21 protein-coding genes are annotated in these 24,696 nt (G+C 73.7%); 14 read left to right on the forward strand and 7 right to left on the reverse strand.

What is annotated here, in order from left to right; translation table 11 throughout:
• Nucleotides 1-14: 14 nt before the first annotated feature.
• The 4 genes from O7633_RS30925 to O7633_RS30940 form a co-directional block, all read right to left on the reverse strand.
• A complete protein-coding gene (locus O7633_RS30925) occupies nucleotides 15-1,715 on the reverse strand; it encodes a CDP-glycerol glycerophosphotransferase family protein (RefSeq protein WP_282324924.1) in 1,701 nt (566 codons plus the stop codon).
• A gap of 42 nt (nucleotides 1,716-1,757) precedes the next feature.
• Nucleotides 1,758-3,257: a bifunctional cytidylyltransferase/SDR family oxidoreductase gene (locus O7633_RS30930; RefSeq protein ID WP_074475811.1), complete on the reverse strand. Its 1,500-nt coding sequence runs from the start codon at nucleotides 3,255-3,257 to the stop codon at nucleotides 1,758-1,760.
• A 144-nt stretch (nucleotides 3,258-3,401) separates the two neighbouring features.
• Nucleotides 3,402-4,220: an ABC transporter ATP-binding protein gene (locus tag O7633_RS30935; RefSeq protein WP_074475812.1), complete on the reverse strand. Its 819-nt coding sequence runs from the start codon at nucleotides 4,218-4,220 to the stop codon at nucleotides 3,402-3,404.
• Nucleotides 4,213-5,109 (reverse strand): ABC transporter permease, encoded by an 897-nt coding sequence (locus tag O7633_RS30940; protein ID WP_074475813.1) that lies wholly within the window; start codon nucleotides 5,107-5,109, stop codon nucleotides 4,213-4,215. Before O7633_RS30940 ends, O7633_RS30935 begins: the two co-directional genes overlap by 8 nt.
• 224 nt (nucleotides 5,110-5,333) lie before the next feature.
• On the opposite strand from O7633_RS30940, the gene O7633_RS30945 reads away from it, so the two are divergent.
• Entirely contained in the window at nucleotides 5,334-5,969 is a 636-nt protein-coding gene (locus tag O7633_RS30945; protein ID WP_282324925.1) for a TetR/AcrR family transcriptional regulator, read from the forward strand.
• Nucleotides 5,970-6,048: 79 nt separating this feature from the next.
• On the opposite strand, the gene lhgO is transcribed toward O7633_RS30945, so the two are convergent.
• Nucleotides 6,049-7,245, reverse strand: a complete 1,197-nt coding sequence (gene lhgO, locus O7633_RS30950; protein ID WP_282324926.1) for an L-2-hydroxyglutarate oxidase — start codon at nucleotides 7,243-7,245, stop codon at nucleotides 6,049-6,051.
• Nucleotides 7,246-7,375: 130 nt separating this feature from the next.
• Here lhgO and O7633_RS30955 point away from each other — a divergent pair, with 130 nt between their 5' ends.
• The 9 genes from O7633_RS30955 to O7633_RS30995 all read left to right on the forward strand — a co-directional run bounded on the left by O7633_RS30955 (nucleotide 7,376) and on the right by O7633_RS30995 (nucleotide 16,217).
• Nucleotides 7,376-8,518, forward strand: a complete 1,143-nt coding sequence (locus O7633_RS30955; protein WP_282324927.1) for a DegT/DnrJ/EryC1/StrS family aminotransferase — start codon at nucleotides 7,376-7,378, stop codon at nucleotides 8,516-8,518.
• 27 nt (nucleotides 8,519-8,545) lie between these two features.
• Entirely contained in the window at nucleotides 8,546-9,478 is a 933-nt protein-coding gene (locus tag O7633_RS30960; protein WP_282324928.1) for an NAD-dependent epimerase/dehydratase family protein, read from the forward strand.
• Between the two features lie 120 nt (nucleotides 9,479-9,598).
• Nucleotides 9,599-10,789, forward strand: coding sequence for a glycosyltransferase family 4 protein (locus O7633_RS30965; protein ID WP_282324929.1), 1,191 nt, complete (start codon nucleotides 9,599-9,601; stop codon nucleotides 10,787-10,789).
• Entirely contained in the window at nucleotides 10,786-11,418 is a 633-nt protein-coding gene (locus O7633_RS30970; RefSeq protein ID WP_282324930.1) for an acyltransferase, read from the forward strand. Before O7633_RS30965 ends, O7633_RS30970 begins: the two co-directional genes overlap by 4 nt.
• Nucleotides 11,419-11,450: 32 nt before the next feature.
• Nucleotides 11,451-11,690 (forward strand): acyl carrier protein, encoded by a 240-nt coding sequence (locus O7633_RS30975; protein ID WP_282324931.1) that lies wholly within the window; start codon nucleotides 11,451-11,453, stop codon nucleotides 11,688-11,690.
• Nucleotides 11,683-12,438, forward strand: a complete 756-nt coding sequence (locus O7633_RS30980; RefSeq protein WP_282324932.1) for an SDR family oxidoreductase — start codon at nucleotides 11,683-11,685, stop codon at nucleotides 12,436-12,438. Before O7633_RS30975 ends, O7633_RS30980 begins: the two co-directional genes overlap by 8 nt.
• The gene (locus tag O7633_RS30985; RefSeq protein ID WP_282324933.1) at nucleotides 12,435-13,856 is read left to right on the forward strand and encodes an AMP-binding protein; all 1,422 of its coding nucleotides are present in this window, start codon (nucleotides 12,435-12,437) and stop codon (nucleotides 13,854-13,856) included. The genes O7633_RS30980 and O7633_RS30985 overlap by 4 nt, the downstream gene beginning before the upstream one ends.
• A complete protein-coding gene (locus O7633_RS30990; RefSeq protein WP_282324934.1) occupies nucleotides 13,853-14,902 on the forward strand; it encodes an acyl-protein synthetase in 1,050 nt (349 codons plus the stop codon). The genes O7633_RS30985 and O7633_RS30990 overlap by 4 nt, the downstream gene beginning before the upstream one ends.
• A gap of 76 nt (nucleotides 14,903-14,978) precedes the next feature.
• On the forward strand, nucleotides 14,979-16,217 hold the full coding sequence (locus O7633_RS30995; RefSeq protein WP_282324935.1) for an acyl-CoA reductase: 1,239 nt from the start codon (nucleotides 14,979-14,981) through the stop codon (nucleotides 16,215-16,217).
• Nucleotides 16,218-16,235: 18 nt separating this feature from the next.
• Here the strand turns inward: O7633_RS30995 and O7633_RS31000 are convergent, their stop codons facing one another.
• Nucleotides 16,236-17,315: a lysylphosphatidylglycerol synthase domain-containing protein gene (locus tag O7633_RS31000; RefSeq protein ID WP_282324936.1), complete on the reverse strand. Its 1,080-nt coding sequence runs from the start codon at nucleotides 17,313-17,315 to the stop codon at nucleotides 16,236-16,238.
• Nucleotides 17,316-17,519: 204 nt separating this feature from the next.
• Here O7633_RS31000 and O7633_RS31005 point away from each other — a divergent pair, with 204 nt between their 5' ends.
• The 4 genes from O7633_RS31005 to O7633_RS31020 all read left to right on the forward strand — a co-directional run bounded on the left by O7633_RS31005 (nucleotide 17,520) and on the right by O7633_RS31020 (nucleotide 24,071).
• Complete coding sequence (locus O7633_RS31005) at nucleotides 17,520-18,620, forward strand: DegT/DnrJ/EryC1/StrS family aminotransferase (RefSeq protein WP_282324937.1); 1,101 nt, start codon at nucleotides 17,520-17,522, stop codon at nucleotides 18,618-18,620.
• Nucleotides 18,617-19,579, forward strand: a complete 963-nt coding sequence (locus O7633_RS31010; RefSeq protein WP_282324938.1) for a Gfo/Idh/MocA family oxidoreductase — start codon at nucleotides 18,617-18,619, stop codon at nucleotides 19,577-19,579. Before O7633_RS31005 ends, O7633_RS31010 begins: the two co-directional genes overlap by 4 nt.
• 157 nt (nucleotides 19,580-19,736) lie before the next feature.
• On the forward strand, nucleotides 19,737-22,082 hold the full coding sequence (locus O7633_RS31015; protein ID WP_282324939.1) for a DUF6077 domain-containing protein: 2,346 nt from the start codon (nucleotides 19,737-19,739) through the stop codon (nucleotides 22,080-22,082).
• A 246-nt stretch (nucleotides 22,083-22,328) separates the two neighbouring features.
• Nucleotides 22,329-24,071, forward strand: a complete 1,743-nt coding sequence (locus tag O7633_RS31020) for a CDP-glycerol glycerophosphotransferase family protein (protein WP_282328691.1) — start codon at nucleotides 22,329-22,331, stop codon at nucleotides 24,069-24,071.
• Nucleotides 24,072-24,129: 58 nt separating this feature from the next.
• On the opposite strand, the gene O7633_RS31025 is transcribed toward O7633_RS31020, so the two are convergent.
• Entirely contained in the window at nucleotides 24,130-24,672 is a 543-nt protein-coding gene (locus tag O7633_RS31025) for an acyltransferase (RefSeq protein ID WP_074475829.1), read from the reverse strand.
• Between the last annotated feature and the right edge of the window lie 24 nt (nucleotides 24,673-24,696).

The following is a 24,696-nucleotide window of genomic DNA, read 5'->3' on the forward strand; positions in this document are numbered from 1 at the left end:
GACGGGTGGGACGCTCAGGCGGTGGGGGAGTGGGTCATCGCGTCGGCGGCGCGCGGGGCCGGCGGGTTCCAGCCCGGCTCCAGCTCCCGGCGGGCCGCCGCCAGGAACGCCTCGGCGTACGACTCGACCGGGAAGTCGCCCAGGTAGTGTGCCCGGGTGCCCCAGCGGGCCGCCGCCTTCGGGTCGGTGTCCAGCAGCAGGCCGAGCACCTCGTCGAGGTTGCCCGCGTCGCGCCGCAGCACGTAACCCGAGCCGGCCAGCGGGAACCGCTCGACGAACCGGTCGCCGTCGCCGGCCATGTCGGTCACCGCGTACGGCTTGCCGGAGTAGAGGTAGTCGGAGATGACCCCGGAGACGTCCGAGACGAGGGCGTCGGAGCGGTTGACGCAGTCGACCAGGGACAGCTCGCGGCTGGCCGCCGCGCCGAAGACGTGCTGCCGCCCGGTGCGGGCCCGGTCCGCCGCCAGCAGCTCCGTGAGCCGGGCGAGCTGCCGCGCCGACGCCGGGTTCTGCCCCGTGTACGGGTGGGCGCGCAGGATCACCGTCGCGCCCCGGGCCAGCAGCCCCCGTACGATCGTCTCGCCCACCGGCAGCGAGCAGTAGTTGGCGTCGGCGTGGTGCCCCGTCCAGGTCGGGGTGTAGAGCACCGTCGGGTTCGCCAGGCCGGTGGCCGGCGCGCGGCGTACCTCGATCGACTCGACCTGGGGGCGGCCGACCACGACGAACTTCTCCGCCGGGATGTCCACCCCGGCCCGGGCGTACCGGTCGATCGCGGCCGGCCCGGCGACGAAGTTGCGGTCGAACAGCGCCGTGACCGGGTTGGCGCTCGGGGCCTTGTCGCTGTCGCCGTGGTGGATCTGCACGTGGGTGAGCTGCGAGAACCGGATGCAGTGGCTGTTCTTCGCCCCGTGGTTGACGTAGAACGCCACCTTCAGGCCCGGCACCAGCGCCTCGTCCATCGCCTTCAGCGTCGGGCAGTAGACCACCGGGGCGCTGGTGGCCGCCGCGATGGGGGCGAGGAACTCCGGCTCCCGCACCATCACGAAGAACGGCCGGCCGATCCGCTCCAGGTAGGGCAGCCACATGGTGACCTGGTATTCCGACCCGGGCGGGGCGGAGAAGTGCAGCAGGAACTCCGGCCGGTGCGCCCGCAGCGCCCGGGCCACCGCCGAGCCGCCCGCCCCGGGCCGGAACCGCCGCTTCGCCAGGTCCGCCGCGACCGCCCCGGCCCCCGCGCCGACGGCGAGGGCCACCAGCAGGGCCACCCAGGCCGGCAGCACCAGGGCGGCGGACAGCGCCACCACGGCGAGCAGCACCAGCAGGGCGTCGCCCAGCCGGGCCGCGACCAGCGGGGTCCACGACCGCACCGGCAGGTTCGCCGCCCGGATCTCCAGGTCGCCGGCCTGCCGCAGCGGCCCCACCAGCAGCGCCAGCCCCAGCAGCACCAGGGCCGTCGCCGCCAGCGCCGGGTCGAAGCCGGCGTCGAGCCGCCGCGCGTATCCGACGAGGACGGCGGCGGCGAGCAGCACCGCCTCGGCGGTGCTGTCGGCGGCCGGGCGGACCCGGCGCTCCCAACCGGCGGCGGCGAGGGCCGCCACCGCGAGCGCCAGGCCCCAGCCGGTCGCCCCGGTCAGGGCGAGAGTGAGGAACGCCAGCACCGCCAGGCCGGTGGCCGCCACCCGGGCGGCCAGCTTCCTGACCAGGTCACCACGCATGTCGCTTCGCTTCCTTCGCCCGTCGCGGTGGCCGTCGACCCGTCAGCCGGCCGTGGCCGGGGCGGATGCCCGGCTGGCCTGGGCGGGCACGCCCGCGGCGGGCAGCTCGCCCGGTGCCCGGCGTACGTCGATGACCTGCCCGGTCAGCTCGGAGATCAGCACGTCCAGCGACGACTGGGCGACGGTCTCGGCGGCCAGCAGCGTGTGCTCCGGCTCCTCGCCGAACGCCTTGGTGCGCATCGGCGTGGCGGTGCGCTCCGGGTTGATGCAGTTGACCCGTACGCCGAACTCGGCCCACTCGTCGGACAGCGCCTGGGTGAGGTTGACCAGGGCGGCCTTGGTGGCCGAGTAGAGCGCGTAGCGGGCGCGGCCCCGGGTGTACGAGCTGGAGGTGTAGAGCAGCAGCTGACCCTTGGTCTGCTGGAGGTACGGCAGCGACTGCCGGGCGATGGTGACCGGGCCGACGAAGTTGACGTGCAGGACCCGGTCCATGGTCTCCTGGTCCATCTCGGCCAGCTCGCCCTTCTCCAGGATGCCGGCGGTGACGACCACGTGGTCGATCCGGCCGGTGGCCTCGAAGGCGGTCTTCAGCGCGGCCTCGACGTCCTCGGCGCGCTCCACGTGGGTGCCGGTGGTGGAGCGGCTGAACGGGAAGACCTGCGCGCCGTGGCGGCGGGCCAGCTCGGTCAGCTCGTGGCCGATGCCGTAGCTGCCCCCGAACACGACGATCGTGCGGCCGGCCAGCTCCTCGGTGTAGTCCCGGGCGGTCAGCCGGGGGGCCTGCGCGGCGGCGAGCTGGAACAGCTTGTCCGCCAGGTGCACGTCGACCGGGTGGGTGACCTTGATGTTCTCGTCCGAGCCGTCGATCACCTTGATCGGCGTGCCCGGCAGGTAGCGCAGCACGACGCCGCAGTCGTCGGTGGCGGCGAAGTCGGGGTCGCCGGCGGCGATCCGGTACGCCTCGCGGATCGTGCCGGACCGGAACGCCTGCGGGGTCTGCCCCCGGCGCAGCGTGGAGCGCACCGGGATGTCGGTGATGCAGTCGTCGTCGTCGACCTGGATGATCGTGTCGGCCGACGGGATCGCCACGTCGACCGCCGAGTAGGTCCAGAGCGCGTTGACGCACTCCCGGACGATCCGGCCGCTGAGCAGCGGGCGCACCGCGTCGTGGAAGAGGATGTTGACGTCGCCCTCGCCGACCGCGTCGAGCGCGATGCGGGTGGTGGCGTTGCGCGTGTCGCCGCCGGCGATGACCTTGCTGACCTTGCGGAAGCCGGCCTTGTCGACGATCCGCTGGGCGTCGGGGACGTGCCCGTCGGCCATCAGCACGATGATCTCGTCGATCTCGGGGGCCGCCTCGAAGACCGCCAGGGTGTGCTCGATGATCGGCTTGCCGGCGATCTTCAGCAGCTGCTTGGGGATGCCGAGGCCGAGCCGGGTCCCGGTCCCGCCCGCCAGCACCACCGCCACCGTCCGCGAGGGCCGCCACGGCGCCGGGGTCTCCGGTGTGGCGTCCGGGCCAGTGGTGTGGTCCTGCGTCATTGCCGATCCTCACTCTCACGGTTTGCGAACAGGGGGTGACGGCCGCACGGCGGCCGGGTGAACCATAACGCAACCACCGCGCCGCCCCCCAGGGACGACGCGGTGGGGAAGACACCCGCACGACACCGTACGGAAGCCGCAACCTTACTTCTTGTTGGAGAAGTCCTCGTACGCGCGCAGCACCTCGTCGGTCGGGCCGTCCATCCGCAGCACGCCCGATTCCAGCCAGATCGTCCGTTCGCAGGTGTCCCGCACCGAGGAGAGCTGGTGGCTGACCAGGAACACCGTGCCCGCGTCCTCCCGCAGCTCCCGCACCCGCTGCTCGCTGCGTTTGCGGAAGCCCTTGTCGCCGGTGGCCAGGGCCTCGTCGATCAGCAGCACGTCGTGCTTCTTGGCCGCCGCGATGGAGAAGCGCAGCCGGGCGGCCATGCCGGAGGAGTACGTCCGCATGGGCAGCGAGGCGAAGTCGCCGCGCTCGTTGATCCCGGAGAACTCGATGATCTCCGGGGCGAGCCGGGCCACGTCGGCCGGCTGCATGCCCATGGCGAGGCAGCCCAGGGTGACGTTGCGCTCGCCCGGCAGGTCGTTGAGCAGGGCGGCGTTGACGCCCAGCAGCGACGGCTGCCCCTGGGTGTAGACCGCGCCCCGGTTGACCGGCAGCAGCCCGGCGATGGCCCGCAGCAGGGTGGACTTGCCGGAGCCGTTGCTGCCGATCAGCCCGATCGCCTCGCCCCGGTACGCGGTGAAGCTGACCCCCTTGACCGCGTGCACCTCCCGGATGTTCGGCGCGGACGTGCGGGACACGATCCGCTTCAGGGCGGCCACCGGGCTGGTGCCGCCGGCCGCGCCCTTGTGCACCCGGTAGATCACGTGCGCGTCGTCGACCACCACGGTCGGGATGCGCTCGACGATCCTGGGCAGCGTCACGGTGACGTCGTTGGACGCCTCGATGTGCTCAGCCACGGCCGTACTCCTGTTCGCCCCGCCAGAAGTAGATGAAACCACCCACGCCCATCACGACCGCCCAGCCCACCGCGTACGACCACGCCTGGACCATGGAGGAGTTGAGCAGCGGCGCGCCCTCCAGCAGCGCGTGCCGGGCCAGCTCGATGTAGACCAGCATCGGGTTCGCCTCGACGATCCGGGTCGCCCAGCCCGGCAGGTTCTCCTCGAACAGCGCGACGTTGTAGAGCACGCCGGAGCCGTACATCCAGGTGCGCACCAGGAACGGCATCACCTGCTTGAGGTCGGCGACCTTCGAGCCCATCCGGGCCACGGCCATGGTGAGCCCGGCGTTGAACAGTGCCTGGAGCAGCACCACCGGGACGAGCAGCAGCCACTCGACCGTGAGCGGTTCGCCGGTGACCAGCACGATGCCCATCAGCACCACCAGCGAGGCCATCAGCTGCTGGAACTGGGTGAGCATGACGGCCAGGGGCAGGCAGGCCCGGGGGAAGTGCAGCGCCCGGATCAGCCCCAGGTTGCCGGTGATCGACTGGGTGCCGTTCTGCACCGCGGTCTGGGTGAAGTTGAAGATGAACAGCCCGGCGGTCAGGTACGCGATGAAGTTCGGGATGCTGTTCTGCTTCAGCACCAGGCCGAAGATCAGGTAGTAGACCGCCGCGTTCGTCAGCGGGGTGAGCACCTGCCAGAGCTGCCCGAGCCGGGCGTTGCTGAACGAGGCGACCAGCTTGGCGCTCGAGTACGCGGCGATGAAGTGCCGGTACGCCCACAGGCGGCGGGTGTACTCCGCCAGGGACGGCCGCTCGCCGGCGACCCGCAGCCCGTACCGGGCGGCCAGTTGCGCCTGGGAGAGGCCGGCGTCGGGGTCGGCCAGCGCGGTGTTGGCCATGGGATGGGCGCTCCGATCTTGTCGTGCCAGCGGGGTGCGTCTGTTGTACCAACGGGATGGGCGCGACGACGGGTTCGCCGGTGGCCGGTGCGTGGAGCGCCGCCTCGTCGCTGCGTGGAAGGTAGTCCATAACAACGTCGGGACGCAACCGTACCGTCGTTGCGGTACATTGTCCCACGTGACAGCCGAGGAGGGTCTGCCGTGACGCCCGAGAAGAGTCTGCCGTGACCACCGAGAAGAGGCGCGCGCCGGCCGGCGCGGCGGTGCTGCGGGGTGAGATCACCACGGCCATCCGGCGCGCGCTCATGCAGGAGCTGGCCGCCGTCGGCTACGGCCGGCTCTCCATCGAGGCCGTCGCCCGCCGGGCCGGGGTCAGCAAGACCGCGATCTACCGGCGGTGGAGCTCCAAGCTGGAGCTGGTCGTCGAGGTCGTCGGCGCCGCCGCCGGCAGCAAGCTGCCAAGCCTGGACACCGGCAGCCTGCGCGGCGACCTCGGCCTGCTGCTGCGGGTGCTCGCGCACGCCCTGAGTCACCCCCTGGCCGCGCAGATCGTGCCCGACCTGCTGGCCGAGGCGGCCCGCAACCCCGAGATCGACGCCACCCTCCAGGCGGTGCTGCGGGCCCAGCAGCAGGAGGTCGGCGGGTCGCTCGTCGCCCGCGCCGTCGCCCGGGGCGAGCTGCCCGCCGACACCGAGCCCGGCGCCGCCGTGGACCTGATCGTCGGGCCGCTGTACTGGCGGCTGGCCATCACCCGCACGATGCCGACCGAGGCGTACCTCGACGCGCTGGTGGAGGCCGTGGCCACCGGCCTCGGCGCGGCCGGCGTCGTGCCCCGGCAGCGCGACGCCGCCCCCGCCTGAGCGCCCGCCCGCCGACCCGTCGTCCCGTTGTCCCGCCGTCCCGTTGTCCCGCCCGCGCCCGCGGCCCCGCCCGAGCGTCTCAGCGGGTCGTGTCCACCGGCAGCCGGGAGACGATGTGCCGGGCGATCTCCAGCGAGCTGGTCGCGGCGGGGGAGGGCGCGTTGAGCACGTGCACCTGCCGGGCCGCCTCGACGATCAGGAAGTCGTCGACCAGGCCGCCGTCGGGCAGGATCGCCTGCGCCCGCACCCCCGCGCCGGCCCGGACGATGTCGGCCGGCGTCAGCTCCGGCACCAGCCGCGCCAGGCTCGCCGCGAACCGCGCCTTCGACAGCGACCGGGCCACCTCGGTCAGCCCGTACCGGAAGTGCCGCCGGCCCAGCGCCCACAGCCCCCGGTAGGTCAGCTCGTCCCACACGTCGCGCGGGCTGAACCGCCCCCACGAGTAGCCCTCCCGCGCGGTCGCCAGCACCGCGTTCGGGCCGGCGTGCACCGTGCCGTCGATCATCTTCGTCAGGTGCACCCCGAGGAACGGGAACTGCGGGTCCGGCACCGGATAGATCAGCCCCCGCACCAGGCCCCGCCGCTGCGGGGTCAGCTCGTAGTACTCGCCCCGGAACGGGACGATCCGCACCGGCGTCGGCACCCCGGCCAGCCGGGCGATCCGGTCGGCGTGCAGGCCCGCGCAGTTGATCAGCACGTCCGCGACCACCTCGCCGGCCGTGGTGGTGACCACCACCCCCGCCGGCCGGTCGGCCACCCCCGTCACCTCGGCGCGGGTGCGCAGGTCCGCCCCGGCGGCGGCGAGCAGCTCCGCCAGCTTCCGGCAGACCGCGCCGTAGTCGACGATGCCGGTCGAGGCCACGTGCAGCGCGGCGACGGCCGCCACGTGCGGCTCGTGCTCGGCGGCCTCGGCCGCACCGACCAGCCGCACCGGCAGGCCGTTGGCCTCGGCCCGCTCGTGCAACGCCCGCAGCCGGGGCAGCTCCGCTTCGTCGGTGGCGACGATCAGCTTGCCGCAGACCTCGTACGCCAGCCCGTGGTCGGCGCAGAACTCGACCATCGACGCGCTGCCGGCCCGGCACAGGGTGGCCTTGAGGCTGCCCGGCCGGTAGTAGACCCCGGCGTGGATCACGCCCGAGTTGTGGCCGGTCTGGTGCGCCGCCCAGCCGGCCTCCTTCTCCAGCACGGTGACGGAGTCGCCCGGCCGGTCGGTCACCAGCCGGTGGGCGACCGCCAGGCCGACGATGCCGCCGCCGACGACCACGAACCTCGTCATCTCGCTCTCCCCTGCCCGGTCGTCACCTCCGCCGGGCGACCACCGATGGTAACCAGCGCCCGGCGTGCCCGATTCGTCGCTGCCGCCCGGGGGTGCCTACACTCACCGGGTCCGTCTTCTAGGGAGCCTCATGTCAGACGACGTCATCGCGCTCGGCCAGCCCACCGTCGGTGAGGCGGAGCTCGCGGCGATCGCCGAGGTCTTCGCCTCCGGCTGGCTGGCCGGCGCCGGGCCCACCTGCCGCCGCTTCGAGGAGCGCTTCGCCGCCGCGACGGGCACCCGGCACGCGTTGACCACAGCCAACTGCGGCTCCGCCCTGCACCTCGCGCTGCTCACCCTCGGGGTCCGGCCCGGCGACGAGGTCGTCGTCGCCGACTACACCTTCCCGGCCACCGGCCACGCGGTGATGTGGGCGGGCGCGAAGCCCGTCTTCGCCGACGTGCGGCCCGACATCTGGACGGTGGACCCGGCCGCCGTCGAGGCCGCCATCACCCCCCGCACCGTCGGCGTCGTCGCCGTCGACGCCTTCGGCCAGCCCGCCGACTACGACGAGCTGCGGGCCGTCGCCGACCGGCACGGGCTGTTCCTGGTCGAGGACGCCGCGTGTGCGGCGGGCGCCACCTACAAGGGCCGCCCCGCCGGCAGCCTGGCCGACGTCGCCACCTTCAGCTTCCACGGCCGCAAGGGCATCACTGCCGGCGAGGGCGGGGCCTACGTCACCGACCGCGACGACCTCGCCGCGCACGCCCGCAAGCTGCACACGTACGGCGTGGAGGGCGCGCTGACCCGGGCCGAGCTGTCCGACCTGCCGATTCCGGCCTTCACCGAGCTGGGCTACAACTACCGGCTCTCCGACGTGGCGGCGGCCATCATGCTCGCCCAGCTCGACCGGCTGCCCGACCTGCTCGCCGCCAAGCGGCGCACCGCCGCCCGCTACGGCGAGCTGCTCAAGGACCACGAGCTGATCGTCACCCCCCACGAGGCACCGGACCGCGAGCACCCCTGGCAGTCGTACGTGGTGACCCTCGACCCCTCGGTCGACCGCGGCGCGGTCGCCCTCGGGCTGCGCCGGCGCGGCGTGCAGTGCACCTTCGGCACGTACGCCTCGCACGCGCAGCCGCTCTACGGCCAGACGACGCCGTGCCCGGTCTCGGCGGACCTGTTCGCCCGGCACCTGGCCATCCCGATGCACGCCAACCTCACCGACGCCCAGGTCGAGACCGTCGTCGCCACCCTGGTCGACGTCGTCGCCAGCGCCGCCACCGGCCGCTGATCTCCTTCAGGAAGGACATCGCACGACATGTCGAAGCAGACCGTCTTCATCACCGGGGGTGCGGGCTTCATCGGCCTGCACGTGGTGCCGCTCCTGCTGGACAAGGGCTACCGGGTCCGCATCTTCGACAACATGTTCCGCGGCGACCGGGAGCAGGTCGCCAAGCTGGCGGCCACCGGCGACGTCGAGCTCGTCGACCAGGACGTGCGCTACGGCGGCGCGGTGCACGCGGCCATGAAGGGCTGCGACCTCGTCGTCCACCTCGCGGCGGTCTCCATCAACAAGAGCCAGGCCGACCCGTACGAGTCGATCGACATCAACATGGTCGGCAACCACAACGTCTTCGCCGCCGCCGCCGACCACGGCGTGAAGCGGCTCGTGTTCGCCTCCTCCGCCTCCGTGTACGGCGATCCGAAGAAGCTGCCGATGCACGAGGACGACCGGCTCGACCCGCTCACCCCGTACTGCATCTCGAAGCGGGCCGGCGAGGACCTGCTCGCCTTCTACCAGCGCAGCAAGGGCCTCAACTGGATCGCCCTGCGCTTCTTCAACGTGTACGGCCCCGGCCAGAAGCCGACCGCGTACTACACCTCCGTCATCAACCACTTCGTCAAGCGGCTGAAGACCGGCCAGCCGCCGGTCATCGACGGCCGGGGCGAGCAGTCGATGGACTTCATCCACGTCCACGACATCGCCCGCTCGGTGGTCGCCGCGCTGGAGGCCGAGCGGGGCAACGTGCCGGTCAACATCGGCACCGGCATCGACACCTCGGTCGCCACCCTCGCCGAGATCCTCATCAAGGCCGTCGGGGTGGACGTCGAACCGCAGTTCAACCCGCGCGAGGTGCTGGTCAGCCGCCGGGCGGCGGACATCACCCGGGCCCGCGAGGTGCTGGGCTGGGAGCCGACCATCGCGGTCGAGGACGGGATGACCGACCTGATCAAGGTCGAGGTGGCCTGACGCGGCCGGGCCGGGCGTCGCCTCCCGGCGCCCTCCCCGCACCGCCCGTACGATCCATCGGTGAGCCCTCGGGTCTCACACCTCCCCGCCCCCACACCGACCTCGACAGGAGTCCCCGCTGTGCGGATCGCGGTCGTCAACAACTTCTTCCCGCCCCGTCCCGGCGGAAGCTCCCACCTCTCCGCGGCGCTGGCGGAGCGCTACGCCGCCGCCGGCCACGAGGTGCTGGTGTTGACGGCCGCCTACCGCGGCGCGCCGGACGAGGAGGAGCGGGACGGCTACCGGGTGGTCCGGCTGCCCGCGATGCCGATGCCGAAGCTCGGCCTCTCCATCGACTTCGACCTGGCCTTCGCCCTGGCCCGGCCCGGCAACCTGCGCCGGGTGTCCCGGCTGTTGACCGAGTTCGCCCCCGACGTCATCCACCAGCACGGCCAGTTCTTCGACCTGAGCTGGATCTCCGGCCATTATGCGCGCCGCCACCGCACCCCGGTGCTGCTGTCCATCCACACCCGCCTGGAGAGCCCCGACCCGAAGTACGCGGCCCTGTTCCGGCTGCTGGACCGCTTCCTCGTCAGGCCGCTCATCCGCCGGTTCCGCCCACGCTACGTCATCATGGACGAGTTGGCCGCCCGCTACTGCGCGCAGCGTTACGGCGCGACCACGGCCGACTTCGAGTACATCCCGGTGGCGGTCGAGCCGAGCCGCTTCGACGGCGCGCCGGAGCTGGACGTGCGCGCCCGGCACGGCATCGGCGACGCGCCGTTGATCGTCTCGCTGGGGCACGTCATCCCGCTGCGCGACCGGATCGCCCTGGTCGAGGCGCTGCCGACGATCCTGGCCAAGCACCCCGACACGCGGGTGCTGGTCATCGGCCAGGTCTACTACGACGCGTACGCCAGGCGGGCCGCCGAACTCGGCGTCGCCCACGCCGTGATCAGCACCGGGGTCGTCCCGTCGGCCGAGGTGCCCGCCTACTTCGCCGCGGCCGACGTGGTGGCCCACGACCTACAGGGCGGTGGGTTCGGCACCGCCAGCCTGGAGGCGATGGCCGCCGGCCGGGCGACGATCGGCACGGTGACCGAGACGAACTTCCCGGCCGTGCACCTGCGCAACTGGGAGAACTTCGTGCTGGTCCGGCCGGACGACCCGGCCGACCTCGCGGACGCCGTGATCCGGCTGCTCGACGACCCCCAGGAGCGGGAGTGGATCGCCAAGCGCCAGCGCGACCTGGTCTACTCCCACTTCACGCTGGACGTGGTCACCCGTCAGCACCTGGCGGCGTTCGACCGGATGGTGAAGGAACGAGCATGAGCGTGTTCTCCGACGACGAGCGCAGCAACCGGCTGCGTACCGGCATCCTCGACGACCTCGTCGGTGGCCTGCTCAACGACGTCGAGCGCGCCCGTTACCTCGGCCTGCCCGAGACCACCCGGATCCGGGAGCGGACTAAGATCGTCAGCCCGGAGAACCTGGTCATGGGCGAGCACTGCTGGATCGGGGAGAACACCGTCCTGGACGCCAGCGGCGGCCTGGAGATCGGCGACCACACCAGCATCGGGCTCAACTGCCTGGTGTTCACCCACTCCAGCTGGCTGGCGAACATGATGCTGGAGAACCATTCCGGCAGCGACCTGATCGAGCGCAAGCCCGTGCGGATCGGCAAGGGCTGCTTCATCGGCGGCAACAGCGTGATCATGATGGGCGTCACCATCGGTGATTGTGCCACCGTTAACCCGCTGTCTGTCGTCACGAAAGACGTTCCGGCCTACAGTCTGGTGTCGGGCAACCCCGCGCGGGTCTTCCAACGCTACGACGAGGACTACCTCAGGGCCGAGGCCGAGCGGGTCCGCGCCGAGAACGCCGCCCGGCGGGCGGAGGCGCAGGCGCGCGGGGAGGCCCCCGTCTGGGGCTCGCCCGCGCGACGCCGCGACGGTCAGTGACCATCCCTTAGCAGTACGGAGAATGCACGATCATGAGCCTCACCGACCGCCTGCGCGACGTCTTCGTCGACGCCCTGGAGCTGCCCGAGGGCACCGACGTCGAGAACCTCGCCTACCGGGGCATCGAGCAGTGGGACTCCCTCGGCCACATGACCCTGGTCGCCGCCATCGAGGACGAGTTCGACGTCCAGCTCGACACCGAGCAGGTCATCGACATGAGCAGCTTCAAGGTCGCCCTCGACATGCTGCGGGGCCTCGGCGTCGATGAGTGAGCTGACCGCCAGGGTGGCCCTGGTCACCGGCGGCACCCGCGGCATCGGCCTGGCCACCGCCCGCGCCCTCGCGCAGGCGGGGGCCACGGTCGTCGTCACCGGCCGCGACGCCGACCGGGCTGAGGCGGTGGCCAAGGAGTTCGGCGGGCACGGCCTGGGGCTCGACGTCGCCGACTTCGACGCCGTCGGCGTCACGGTCAAGCAGGTCGTCGCCGCGCACGGCGGGCTGGACGTGCTGGTCGCCAACGCCGGGATCATGGAGAGCGGCCTGCTGGGCATGCTGCGCGCCGACGACGTCCGCCGCACCCTGGACGTCAACGTCGCCGGGGCGGTCGCGGCCGTGCAGGCCGCCGGTCGGGCGATGGCCCGCAAGCGCCGCAGCGCCGACGGCACCGAGCGGCGGGGCGGCTCCATCGTGCTGCTCGCCTCGGTCGTCGGCACGTACGGCGCGGCCGGCCAGTCCGTCTACGCGGCGTCGAAGGCCGCGGTGGCCGCGCTGGCCCGCTCCGCCGCGCGGGAGCTGGGCGGCCGGGGCATCCGGGTCAACGCCGTCGCGCCCGGGGTCATCCGCACCGACCTCACCGCGTCGCTGCCCGCCGAGGTGCTGGACCGGCAGGCGGCGGCCGCCGCGCTCGGCCGGCTCGGCGACCCCGACGAGGTGGCCGACGTGATCCGGTTCCTGGCCGGCGACTCGGCCCGCTACGTGACGGGCCAGGTGCTCGGCGTCGACGGAGGGCTCGTCCCGTGAACCTGGTCGCCCCGAGCGCCCGGCTGATCGACGCCGCCACGGGCGTCGTCCTCGGCGGCGCCGACCTCGCCGCCGAGGTGGGTCGGCACGCCGCCGCGTACGCCGGGCTCCCGCCCGGGGTGGTCTTCGCCCGCAGCGGCACGTCGGTGCCGGCGGTGCTGCGCTACGCGGGCGCGCTGCGCGCGCAGCGCCCGGTGGCGCTGCTCGACCCGGCGCTGGACCCGGCGGTGCTGGCCGACTTCGTGCGGCGCTTCGAGCCCGCCGTGGTGGTGGGCCTCGCCGAGGGCGGCGCGGGCGCGGACCCCGGCGAGCGGCCCGGGGACTACCGCGCGGTCGACGACGACGTGCTCGGCCCGGTGTGGGTCCGCGAGCGGGCCTGCGCCGACCGGCCGCACCCGGATCTCGCGGTGCTGCTGGCCACGTCCGGCTCGACGGGGGACCCGAAGTTCGTCCGGCTCTCCCGCGCCGCCGTGGAGTCCAACGCGGCGGCCATCGCGCGGGTGCTGGCCATCGGTCCGGACGAGATCGCCCCGACCAGCCTGCCGCTCTACTACAGCTTCGGCATGTCCGTGCTCAACAGCCACCTCGCCGCCGGGGCGACCGTCCTCGTGGTCGACGGCGGCGTGCTGGCCCGCGAGTTCTGGCAGGCCGTGTCGACCTACGGCGCGACGTCGCTGGCCGGGGTGCCGCACAACTACGAGATGCTGCACAAGATCCGGTGGAGCCCCGCGAAGTACCCGACGCTGCGCACCCTCACCCAGGCCGGCGGCAAGCTGCGCGACGAGACGATCCTCGCGTTCCACGCCAGGATCGCGGAGGCGGGCGGGCGGTTCCACGTCATGTGGGGCTGCACCGAGGCGGGCCCCCGGATGAGCACCCTGCCGGCCGACGCGCTGCCCGACCGGGTCGGCTCGGTCGGCCCGGCCCTGCCCGGCGGCTCGTTCACGGTGCTCGGCCCCGACGGCGCGGAGACCGACCGTCCCGGCGTGGTCGGCGAGCTGGTCTACCGCGGCCCCAACGTCATGATGGGGTACGCGGAGAGCGCCGCCGACCTGGCCCGCGGCGACGAGCAGGGCGGCGTCCTGCGCACCGGCGACCTCGGCTGCCTCGACGCCGACGGGTTCGTCTGGCTGCGCGGCCGGCTCAAGCGGTTCGGCAAGGTCTTCGGCATCCGGGTCAACCTGCACGACATCGAGGAGCTGGCCCGCGACCAGGGGCCCGTCGTCGCCGTCTCCGGCCCGGACCGGGTCGTCGTCTTCGTCGAGGGCGGCACCGACGACGGCACGCGCGTCCTCGCGGGGCGGCTGGCGGAGCGGCTGCGGCTGCACCGGTCCGGCTTCGACGTGCGGGCCGTCGAGCGGTTGCCGCAACTGCCCAACGGCAAGATCGACTACCGCTCCCTGGAGGCGCTGGTATGAGCCTGTTCGCCCTCGACCAGGCGGCCCGCGAGGCCCGGCTCCTGCCGGAGCTGGTCGAGCTGACCGAGCACCACCGGGCCCGCAGCCCCGAGTACGCCCGCCTGCTCGCCTCCCTCGGCCACCTGCCCGGCCGCCGCTACGACCGCGTCGCCGACCTGCCCTGGCTGCCGGTGCGGCTGTTCAAGCACCACGTCCTCAAGAGCATCGGCGACGACGAGGTCTTCAAGGTCCTCACCTCCTCCGGCACCACCGGCGACGTCAGCCGGATCTACCTGGACCGGGAGGCGGCGGGCGTGCAGCAGAAGATGCTGTCGGCCACGCTGGGCGCGGTGATCGGCACGAAGCGGCTGCCGATGCTGCTGGTCGACACGAGGGCCCTGTTCAAGAACCGCACGTCGTTCTCCGCCCGGGGCGCCGGGGTGCTCGGCCTGATGAACTTCGGCCGCGACCACACCTTCGTCCTCGACGAGCAGGAGCGGCCCGACCCCGACGCGGTGCGCGCCTTCCTGGAGCGCCACGGCGACCAGCCGTTCCTCATCTTCGGCTTCACGTTCATGACCTGGCTCTACCTCTACGAGCTGGCCCGCGAGCACCGGTTCGACCTGAGCAACGGCATCCTGATCCACAGCGGCGGCTGGAAGAAGCTGGTCGACCGGGCGGTCGACAACGCCGAGTTCCGCCGCCGCTTCACCGCCGACACGGGCCTGCGGCGCATCCACAACTTCTACGGCATGGTCGAGCAGATCGGCACGACGTTCCTGGAGGGGCCGGACGGCGGCGGCCTCTACTGCCCCGAGTTCGCCGACGTCATCGTCCGCGACCCGCACACCTGGGCGGAGGTGCCCGTCGGCACCCCCGGGGTGGTGCAGGTGGTCAGCACGATGCCCCGGTCGTACCCGGGGCACCTGCTGCTCACCGAGGACCGGGGCGTCGTGCACGGCGTCGACGACGGGGCCTGGCCGGGCAAGCGGTTCTCCATCCTGGGCCGGCTGCCCCGCGCCGAGGCGCGCGGGTGCAGCGACACGTTCGCGGAGGCGGCGGCATGAGCGGGTGCGACGAGCGGATCGCCGGGCGGGGCGCGTCGGCGTTCCGGGCCGGCGTCGGGCGCGGCGGGGTGCGGGCATGAGCGGCAAGGTCGTCGAGCGGTTCCCGGCCGGCGGCGCGACCGCCGTCGACGACCTCGTCGCCGCGCTGCGCGCGGTGCCGGCCGGCGGCCCGCTGACCGTCGGCGACGACCGGATCGTCGAGTTCCTGGTGGCGTTCGCCCGGCGGCTGCTGCGCCCGGCGGTGGCCCGCCGGCACCCGGAGCTGGCCTCCCTCGGCTTCTTCCTGCGCCGGGGCGAGATCGCCAGGGCGCTCGCCCGGGTCGCGGACGAGCCCGGCCAGCTCCGCTTCCCCCGGGGGCTGGTCTTCCACGTGCCGCCGGCCAACGTCGACACCATCTTCGTCTACTCGTGGGCGCTGTCCGCGCTCGCCGGCAACGCCAACGTGGTGCGCATCTCGTCCCGGTCGGCGGGCGCGGCCGACGCGGTGCTCGACGCGCTCGGCGACACCCTCGCCGACGCCGACGACGTGGTGCGGCAGACCCAGCGGATGGTCACGTACGGGCGCGACGACGCGGTGACCGCCGCGCTGTCGGCCGCGGCGGACCTGCGGGTGATCTGGGGCGGCGACCGGTCCGTCGGCGATATCCGCCGGCACCCGCTGGCCCCGCACGCCCGGGACCTGACCTTCCCGGACCGCTCGTCGTTCACGGTGATCGGGGCGGCCGGCTGGCTCGCCGCCGCCGAGGCCGACCGCGACGCCGCCGCCCTCGGCCTCTACAACGACGCGTACTGGTTCGACCAGGCGGCCTGCGCCTCGCCCCGCGCCGTCTACTGGGTCGGCGACCCGGCCAGCACCGGGGCCGCCCGCGCGGACCTGCTGGCCCGGCTACGGAGGGTGCTCGACGGCAAGCGGCCCGAGGTCGACGCCGCGATGGCGGTGGAGAAGCGGGTCGCCACCTACGGCCTGGCCGTCGAGGGGGCGGCCACGGCCATCCACTTCGACGGCAACGACCTGGCGACGGTGGAGCTGGCCGGGCCGGGCGACCTCCCGCGCCGCTGGCTCGGCGTCGGCACGTTCCCGCAGGCCCGCGTCGACAGCCTGGCCGACCTCGCGCCGGTGGTGGTGCGCCGTGACCAGACCGTCACCCACTTCGGGTTCACGGCCGACGAGCTGGTCGCCTTCGCCCGTGCGCTGGCCGGGCGCGGGGTCGACCGGATCGTGCCGGTCGGCGACGCGTTGAGCTTCGCCGCCACCTGGGACGGCTACGACCTGATGCGCGAGTTCACCCGGATCACCAGCGTCGTCACCCGCTGACCTGCACCTCCCGGCCTCCTAGCCGGCGGGGGTGGCGGACGTCTCCGTCGGGGCGTCCCGGCGGAGCTGACGCACCCCGGACAGGGCGGCCAGGCCGGCGGCGAGCACGTCGGCGATGGTGAAGATGAGCCGGGACGCCAGCGCGATGCCCATCGCCGCGCCGACGCCGCCGTTGCCGTCCAGGAACGGGGCCAGCGCGGCGACCAGCACGGCCTCCCGCACGCCGAGCCCGGAGGGGGAGAGGAAGGCGAACATGCCGACGGTCATCGCGATGGCGAACGAGCCGACGCTGCGCAGCAGCCCCTCCACGCCGGGGGTGGCCTGGGCGTTGGCCAGCAGCCACAGGTGCACGCCGAACAGGGTGTAGCCCAGCGCGCTCCAGCCCACCACCCGCGACACGCCCGGCCAGGTGAGGCGGTGCGTCAGCGGCGGGCGGCGCAGCACCTTCAGGGCGAGCTGCACCAGCGCGGTGAGCACCCGCGGCACCGCGCAGACCAACGCGACCGGGAACAGCGCCGCCACGATCCACAGCGCGACCCGCACCGAGTCGGCGTAGGTGGAGTCGCCGCCGCCGGCCGCCTCGCGCAGCGCCGGCAGGCTGAGCAGGCCGAGGCCCAGCGCGGCCGTGACGCCGAGGCCCACGGAGACCAGGGTGGCCAGGAAGGCGCGGGCCCGGGGCAGGCCGGCCCGCCGGCTCAGCTCGACCTGGAGCACGTACGCCCACACGCTGCCGGGGATGTACTTGCCGAGCTGTCCCACCAGGCAGATGCGCAGGGCGGCGGGCACGGACACCCGGTGTTCCAGGTCGCGCACGGCGGCCCGCCAGGCCATCGTGTTGGCCACCATCCCGGCGAGCGCCGCGAGGACGGACAGCACCACCGACTGCCAGGCCAGGCCCAGCCACGTCGACCGGACCTGCGGCCACTGGTCGACGACGCTCCAGACCATCCCGGCGGCGATGGCGACGACGACGGCGACGCGGACACCCAGCGACAGCCATCGCTTCAGCGGGCCGGCCGGTGCGGCGGGAAGACCGTCGTCGCCCGGCTCCGGGGCGCCGGAAGTGACGACATCCTTCCGCGGGACGGTCTGGACCATGCGTTACGTGCCTCCGCGTCGCGTTTCGTCCGTAGCGGAAAGTGAGGACGGACCGGGCAGGGCACTACACTAGCCCAGGCCCCGCGCCCCCACTCGCTCGGCGCGCCCGCGCGGAATTCCTACCCCGACGCCGGCCACCGCCCGTCGTGTCGACCTCCGCCGCTGTTACCGTGCTCGCTGCCACCGACCCCGAGGAGACGTGCTGTGATCCCCATTTCCGTCGTGAAACTCGACGAGAAGGCCGAACAGCTGGCGGTGGAGGTGATCCGCTCCGGTGTGCTCGCGCAGGGTCCGATGGTGGCCCGGCTGGAACGCGAGTTCGCCGACCTGGTCGGGGTGGAGCACGCGGTGGCGGTCAACAACGGCACGACGGCGCTGGTCGCCGCCCTGGAGGTGCTCGACCTGCGGCCCGGCGACGAGGTCGTGACGAGCCCGTTCACGTTCGTCGCCACCCTCAACGCGATCCTCGAGGCCGGGGCGACCGCACGCTTCGCCGACATCCGCGAGGACGACTTCTGCCTGGACCCGGCGGCCCTCGCCGCCACGCTCGGTGCGCGTACCCGGGTCGTCATGCCGGTGCACCTGTACGGCCAGCCGGCCGACATGGGCGCGATCGTGCCCCTGGTCGAGCGGCACGGCCTGGGCCTGGTCGAGGACGCCGCGCAGTCACTCGGAGCGACGGTCGGCGGGCGGGGGGCCGGCAGCTTCGGCCTGGGCGCCTTCTCCCTGTACGCCACGAAGAACCTCACCACCGGCGAGGGCGGCATGATCACCACCGACGACGCCGTCCTCGCCGACCGGCTGCGGGTGCTGCGCAACCAGGGCATGCGCCAGCGCTACCAGTACGAGGTCGCCGGCCACAACTACCGGCTCACCGACCTGCAGGCCGCGCTCGGCATCCCGCAGCTCGCCGGCTACGCCGACACCGTCGCGCGGCGGCGGGACAACGCGGCCCGGCTGCACGCCGGCCTGGCGGACGTGCCGGGCCTGCGCCTGCCGGCCGAGCTGCCGGGCCGGACGCACGTCTGGCACCAGTACACCGTCCTGGTCACCGACGCCGCGCCGGCCAGCCGCGACGAGGTGGCCGCCCGGCTGGGCGAGCAGGGGGTGGGCTGCGGCGTCTACTACCCGAAGGCGGTCTACGACTACGACTGCTACCGGGAGCACCCCCGGGTGGTCGCCGACCCCGCCCCGGTCGCCGAACGGGTGGCCCGGCAGTGCCTGTCCCTGCCGGTGCACCACCACCTCGCCGACGGCGAGGTCGACCGGGTCGTCGAGGCCGTGCGCAAGGCGGTGGGCGCGTGACCGCCCCGGTGCGCTTCGCCCTCGTCGGCACGGGCGTGATGGGCGCCCTGCACGCGCGGGTCATCGCCCAGTCCGACCGGGCCCGGCTGGTGCGGGTCGTCGAGCCCCGCGAGGCCGTCGGCCGGGCGGTGGCCGACCGGTACGGCGCGCGGTGGGCGCCCGACGGGTCGGACCTGTCCGACGTCGACGCGGTCGTGATCGCCGCCCCCACCGAGTTCCACCACGCGCTCGCCGGTGAGGTGCTCGCCGCCGACAAGCCGCTGCTGATCGAGAAGCCGGTCTGCGGCAGTCTCGCCGAGACCGAGGACGTCGTGGCCACCGCCGAGAAGCGGGGGGTCCCGCTGGTGTGCGGGCTGCTGGAGCGGTTCAACCCGGCGGTGCTCACCGCGCTCGCCCTGGTCGACAGCCCGGTGCACCTCACCGTCACCCGGCACTCACCGTACGCGCCGCGGATCCGCACCGGCGTGGCCTGGGACCTGCTGATCCACGACGTGGACCTGGCCGTCCGGGTGTTCGGCGGGCAGGAGCCGACCGACGTACGCGGCGTGCTCGGCCACTTCCACCCGGGCTCGCTGCCCGGCGCGGAGGACGTCGCCGAGGCCCTGCTGACCTTCGGCGGCGCGGCGCTGGCCAACGTCTCGGCGAGCCGGATCGGCCAGCGGAAGGTGCGGACGCTGGTCGTGAGCGAGGTGGACCGGCTGATCGAGGCGGACCTGATCCGCCGGGACGTCACCATCTACCGGCACGTGTCGCTGGACGCGGCGACGCCCGACGGCCGGGGCTACCGGCAGCAGAGCATCATGGAGGTGCCGGAGCTGGTCTCCAACCGGGAGCCGCTGGCCGCCCAGCTCGACCACTTCCTCGACCTGCTCGCCGGCGTCGCCGACGCCGACGCCGAGCGGCGCTCGATCCTCCCGGCGCACCGGGCCGTCGGCCGGCTCTTCGCCGACCAGGCCTGACCTGCGGGGCCAGGCTGGAGGGCACCGTGTCGCCGGCCCGGCCGGCGATCACGTTCGGGTAGGCTTGCCCACCGTGCGCCCGGCCGGCCGCCGCCGCCCGCCGAGGGTGAGCCCCGGCGGCCCGCCTTCCCACTCGACAGAGATCAAGGAATCCCCTGTGCCGAACGTCGCAGACGACGCCCTGGCAGTGGAGGACCAGCGCGCGCCGGAGGACCTGCCCCGCGCCCCGGACGACCAGCCCGAGACGCCGCAGGACCCGCCCGGCACGCGCGAGCCCCAGCCGGAAACGCCCGACGACCGCCCTGCGGTGCCGCGGGACGAGCCCGGCACACCGCAGGACGGACCCGCGACACCGCAGGATCCGCCGGGCACACCGCGCGACGAGCCCGCGACACCGGGCGACGAGCCGGTCGCGCGCGACGAGGCCGCCGACCCGACCGGGGAGCGGTCCGCGCCGCAGGGGACCCCCGACGCACCGACCGCCTCCGCGTGGCGGTCCTTCCCGCGCCGGTTCGGGGCCGCCTTCGGCGCCCTGCCGCGCCGGATCACCGACGCCGCCGTGCTGGCGTTCGCGCTGTTCACGGTGATCTACCACGCGGGCTTCCTGGCCGAGCTGCGACCGTCGGTGATGTTCGTGAGCTGGCTGTGGTGCTGCTCCGCGCTCGCCGTCCTCGCCGTGGTGCTCGGGGTGGTCCGCGCCGTACGGCGTCGCCGCGCCGTGCCGACGCCGCCTGCCGCCCCGGCCGGTCCCGCGCCGGCGGGCAGGGGGCGCTGGTGGTGGCTCGCCGTCGGCGTGGTCACCGCCGGGCTCGGCGTCGCCGCCGCCGTCACCGCCGGCATGGGCGGGCTCGCGTCGTGGTGGGTGCCGACCGGTCTGGGGCTCGCCGCGTCCGTCGGCGCGGCGCTGCTGGCCCGCCGGGCGTGGCTGGCCCGCACCGGCCCGCCGGAGCCCGCCGCCACCGGCTGGCAGGCGCTCTTCGCGCTGCTCGTCTCGGCCGGGGTCGCGGTCTCCTCGCTCTACATGGCCCGCAACAGCAAGGACGACGTCTTCTACCTCGGCAAGTCGGTGTGGGTGGCCGAGCGGGACGTCGTCCCGGTGCGGGACTTCCTGTTCACCGAGAACGTGGCCGCCCCGCTGAGCACCCAGCCGCCGACCGCCTCGATCGAGGTCTTCGCCGGCGCGCTGGCCCGATTCCTGGGCCTGCACGCCGCCGACGCCACCTGGTTCGTGCTGCTGCCGGCCCTGGCCGTGCTCGCGGTGCTGGCGCTGTGGCGGCTGGTGCACCGCTGGGCGCCCCGCCGTCCGGTGCTGGCGTTCGTCGTGGCCATCACCTACCTCTACCTGGTGGTCGGCTCGGACGCCGCGCTCGGCACCTTCCACCTGCCCCGGCTCTACGAGGGCAAGGGCATGTTCGTCTCGGCGGTCGTCCCGCTGATGTGGGTCTACCTGACCGACTGGTTCGAGTCCCGGTCGAGGTGGAAGCTGTTCCTGATCGCCGCGCTCTCCGTGGTGGCGACCGGCCTGTCCACGACGTCCGCGATCATCCTGCCGCTGCTGGTCGGCTCGGCCGGCCTGGCGATGCTCCTGGTGGGTCGGTGGGGAGCGGCGCTGGCGGCGGGCGTCGCCGCGCTGGCCTACCCGGTCGGCGGGGTGCTGGTGTCCCGGCTGGTGCTCGGGCCGGTCGCCAGCGCCGGGGGCGAGACCCAGTTCTTCGACGCCGAGGGCACCTACCGCCGCACCCTGCTGGTGGGCGTGCTCGGCGTCATCGGCGGCCTCGCCCTGTGGCTTGCGCCCCTGCTCGTGCGGGGGCGGGTGCCCCGGCTGCTCGCCGCCGGCGCGGCGCTGACCATGAGCGTGCTGTTCGTGCCGGGCGTGCTGGAGGCGCTCGCCGACGCCAGCGGCGTGGCGGCGGTGCTGTGGCGGGTGCCCTGGATCCTCGCCCTGCCCGGCCTGATCGGGATCCTGTGCACCGTCCGGCTGCCCCGGCTGCCGTGGGTGTCCCGGCTGGTCGGCCTCATCGTCGCCAGCTCGCTGATCTTCTGCTTCGCGACGTTCGGCGTGCCGATGTGGAGCAGGGACAGTTTCACGGAGGTGGCGCCGCGCCCGCTGTGGAAGCTGCCGCAGCAGCGCCTGGAGATCGTCCGGTGGATCGAGGGGCTGCCCCGCGAGCCGGGCCTGCTGCTCGCCCCGTCGACGCTGATGCGGGTCGCCCCCGTCGTCAGCAGCCGGCTGCGGGTCGTCATGCCCCGCGACGGCTACCTCGTCGAGTACGACCAGAACTCCGACTTCGTCCGCGACCGGCTGCGGTTGGCCGCGTTCGCCGACGGCACGGCGATCGCCCCCGACGCGGAGGTGAAAGCGTCCATCGAGCGGCTCGACGTGACTACCATCTGCGTCTACTGGGTCAACCTCGAGGCCAAGGCCACCCTCAAGCGGCTCGGCTACGAGATGTACGCCCGGCGGTTCGCCCCCGGCTCGGTCCGCTGCTTCCGCCAGCCCTGAACGGCCGGTCCCCGACCCGCCCGACGGCGCGGTCGGGGGCCGATCGGGTAGCAACGGGACGAAGCCCGTAATACCCGAATATGGCTCGCCGTTCGTCTCGCGTTAAGGTCTGAGGGCGAGTGGGACCAGGACGACGCACGGGGGGTTCCCGCCGCTAGCCGCACTGAACGAGGAGGCCGGTCCCGCACGGGGCCCGGCCCCGTCGCCGATCTCGTTGGGGGAGAGTAACCGTTGTTCGGCAAGTTGATGGGACCGGCGGGCGTGGCCGCTCGCGGGGCCGTGCTGCTGCTCTTCTACCTGATCGCGCTCGCCGCGGGTGCCCTCGGCGCGGTCTGGGTGTTCGCGGTGGGCGGGATCGCCGCGATCGCCGGTGAGTTCGCCCTCGCCCGCTGGTCGGCGCCCACCGTGACGCTGCTGGAGAAGGTCGGCCTCGGCCGCGGCTACCGGCAGCTCACCCGCGACCTCTCGGCCGTGCTGCTCGTGGTCTCGGCCATCCGGCCCGGCTCGGTCGAGCTGACCACGATCCTGCTGCTGCCCGCCGTGACCTGGGTGATCGCGGTCTTCGCCGGGGCGCTGAACCGCATGATCGACCGGCGCAACCCGGTCTCCGCGCTGGTGCGCAACATCGACCTCGGCCCGATGCGCTCCGCGCCGCGCCCGCCCGAGTGGGCGGCCGGGGTCGCCGGCGAGCGGCTCGCCATGGTCAACATGCTGCTGGTCCCGGCGGCCGTGCTCTCGGCGGTGTGGGACGACGCGGCGCCGATGCTGGCCGGCGGGGCCGCCGCCGTGCTCGCCGCCGCCGTGGCCGGCGGCATCGTCGCGCTGACCTGGCTGCGGGGCCGGGGCACCGGCAAGAGCACGGTGCTGCCGGCGGTGCAGAAGTGGCTGGACTCCTACCGGCCCGAGGTCGCCCTCTACTTCGCCGGGCCGGCGAAGGACGTCTACCAGGCCAACATGTGGCTGGCCCCGACCGAGGCCCTCGAACGGCGGGCCGTGGTGCTGATGCGCAGCCGGGAGGCGTTCAACGAGCTGGCCGACACCCGGCTGCCGGTGGTCTGCGTGCCGGCCGGGGTGGACTTCATGAACCTGGAGCTGGGCAGCATCCGCGCCACCATGTACGCGGCGAACGTCGGCGCGAACATCCACATGCTCCGGGAGCCGGGCATGAAGCACGTCTTCGTGGGGCACGGCGACAGCGACAAGCAGGCCAGCGTCAACCCGTACAGCAAGGTGTACGACGAGGTGTGGGTCGCCGGCCTGGCCGGCCGGGAGCGGTACGCGCGGGCCGGCGTCGGCGTGCTGGACGCCGACATCGTCGAGATCGGACGGCCGCAGCTCGCGGGCGTGCACACGTTCGGCTCGGAGTCGCCCGACCGGCCCTTCACCGTGCTCTACGCGCCCACCTGGGAGGGGTGGCTCGACGACGACCCGTACCACACGTCGCTGGTGCTGATGGGGGAGCGGATCGTCCGGGGCCTGCTGGCCGCCCGCCCGTCGCTGCGGCTGATCTACAAGCCGCACCCGCTGACCGGCACCCGGTCCAAGGAGGCGAAGGCCGTCCACGAGCGGGTGGTGCAGCTGATCGGCGCGGCCGGCGGCGACGTCGCCGCGACCTCCCTCGACGGCCCCCGGCACCGGGTCGTCACCGGCCGGGTCCCCGCCCTGTTCGACTGCTTCAACCAGACGGACCTGCTGATCAGCGACATCTCCAGCGTGGTCTCCGACTTCGTGCAGAGCCAGCGCCCGTACGTGGTGGCGAACCCGAGCGGGCTGCCCGAGGACGACTTCCGCCGCAACTTCCCCACCGCGCGGGGGGCGTACCTGCTGTCGCGGGACTGCGGCGAGCTGGAGAAGATCGTCGCGCTCACCCGGGCCGGCGACGACCCGATGACCGAGGCGCGCCAGGACCTGAAGGTCTACCTGCTCGGCCCGGACGAGCCGAACTCGATGGACCGGTTCCGGCAGGAGATCGGCCGCCTCTGCGGCTGACCGGCAATGCCACGTGAAAGGGGGCGGCACCTGCCGCCCCCTTTCGTCGTGCCGGCGGTCAGTCGGGGCGGCGGGGGCTGGTCACGTCGCGGGAGACGACCTCGCCCTTCTCGTCCACCCACCCCTTCGGCCGCGCCGGGTTGCCGGCGACGAGCTGGTAGGGCGCCACGTCCCGGGTGACCACCGCACCGGCGGCGACCATCGCGTGCTCGCCGATCTCGACCCCGCAGACCAGGGTGGCGTTCGCCCCGATCGACGCGCCCCGGCGGACCAGCGTCGGGGTGACGGTCCAGTCCGGGTTCTGCGCCCGGGGGCGCAGGTCGTTGGTGAAGACGGCGCACGGGCCGACGAAGACCTCGTCCTCGATGGTCACCCCCTGGTACACCGAGACGTTGTTCTGGATCTTAACGAGGTCGCCGACGGTGACGCCGGCGTCGACGTACACGTTGCGGCCGATCACGCAGCCGGCGCCGATCCGGGCGCTGGACCGGATGTGTGCCAGGTGCCAGACCTTGGTGCCGTCGCCCACCCGGGCGCCCTCCTCCACGTCGGCGCTCGGGTGGACGAAGACGGGGTCGGGCCGTTCGGTGGTGTCAGTCATCCTTCAACTCGCATCGCTCGGGGC

Origin of the sequence: Micromonospora sp. WMMD712 (assembly GCF_029581295.1) — a bacterium.
GTDB classification, from domain to species: domain Bacteria; phylum Actinomycetota; class Actinomycetes; order Mycobacteriales; family Micromonosporaceae; genus Micromonospora; species Micromonospora carbonacea.

Excerpts from the sequence above, each read along its gene's own strand:
- O7633_RS30925 (WP_282324924.1), bottom strand. The coding sequence starts at position 1,715 with ATGCGTGGTGACCTGGTCAGGAAGCTGGCCGCCCGGGTGGCGGCCACC.
- O7633_RS30930 (WP_074475811.1), bottom strand. The coding sequence starts at position 3,257 with ATGACGCAGGACCACACCACTGGCCCGGACGCCACACCGGAGACCCCG.
- O7633_RS30940 (WP_074475813.1), bottom strand. The coding sequence starts at position 5,109 with ATGGCCAACACCGCGCTGGCCGACCCCGACGCCGGCCTCTCCCAGGCG.
- lhgO (WP_282324926.1), bottom strand. The coding sequence starts at position 7,245 with ATGACGAGGTTCGTGGTCGTCGGCGGCGGCATCGTCGGCCTGGCGGTC.
- O7633_RS30955 (WP_282324927.1), top strand. The coding sequence starts at position 7,376 with ATGTCAGACGACGTCATCGCGCTCGGCCAGCCCACCGTCGGTGAGGCG.
- O7633_RS30960 (WP_282324928.1), top strand. The coding sequence starts at position 8,546 with ATGTCGAAGCAGACCGTCTTCATCACCGGGGGTGCGGGCTTCATCGGC.
- O7633_RS30970 (WP_282324930.1), top strand. The coding sequence starts at position 10,786 with ATGAGCGTGTTCTCCGACGACGAGCGCAGCAACCGGCTGCGTACCGGC.
- O7633_RS30975 (WP_282324931.1), top strand. The coding sequence starts at position 11,451 with ATGAGCCTCACCGACCGCCTGCGCGACGTCTTCGTCGACGCCCTGGAG.
- O7633_RS30980 (WP_282324932.1), top strand. The coding sequence starts at position 11,683 with ATGAGTGAGCTGACCGCCAGGGTGGCCCTGGTCACCGGCGGCACCCGC.
- O7633_RS30990 (WP_282324934.1), top strand. The coding sequence starts at position 13,853 with ATGAGCCTGTTCGCCCTCGACCAGGCGGCCCGCGAGGCCCGGCTCCTG.
- O7633_RS30995 (WP_282324935.1), top strand. The coding sequence starts at position 14,979 with ATGAGCGGCAAGGTCGTCGAGCGGTTCCCGGCCGGCGGCGCGACCGCC.
- O7633_RS31000 (WP_282324936.1), bottom strand. The coding sequence starts at position 17,315 with ATGGTCCAGACCGTCCCGCGGAAGGATGTCGTCACTTCCGGCGCCCCG.
- O7633_RS31020 (WP_282328691.1), top strand. The coding sequence starts at position 22,329 with ATGGGACCGGCGGGCGTGGCCGCTCGCGGGGCCGTGCTGCTGCTCTTC.
- O7633_RS31025 (WP_074475829.1), bottom strand. The coding sequence starts at position 24,672 with ATGACTGACACCACCGAACGGCCCGACCCCGTCTTCGTCCACCCGAGC.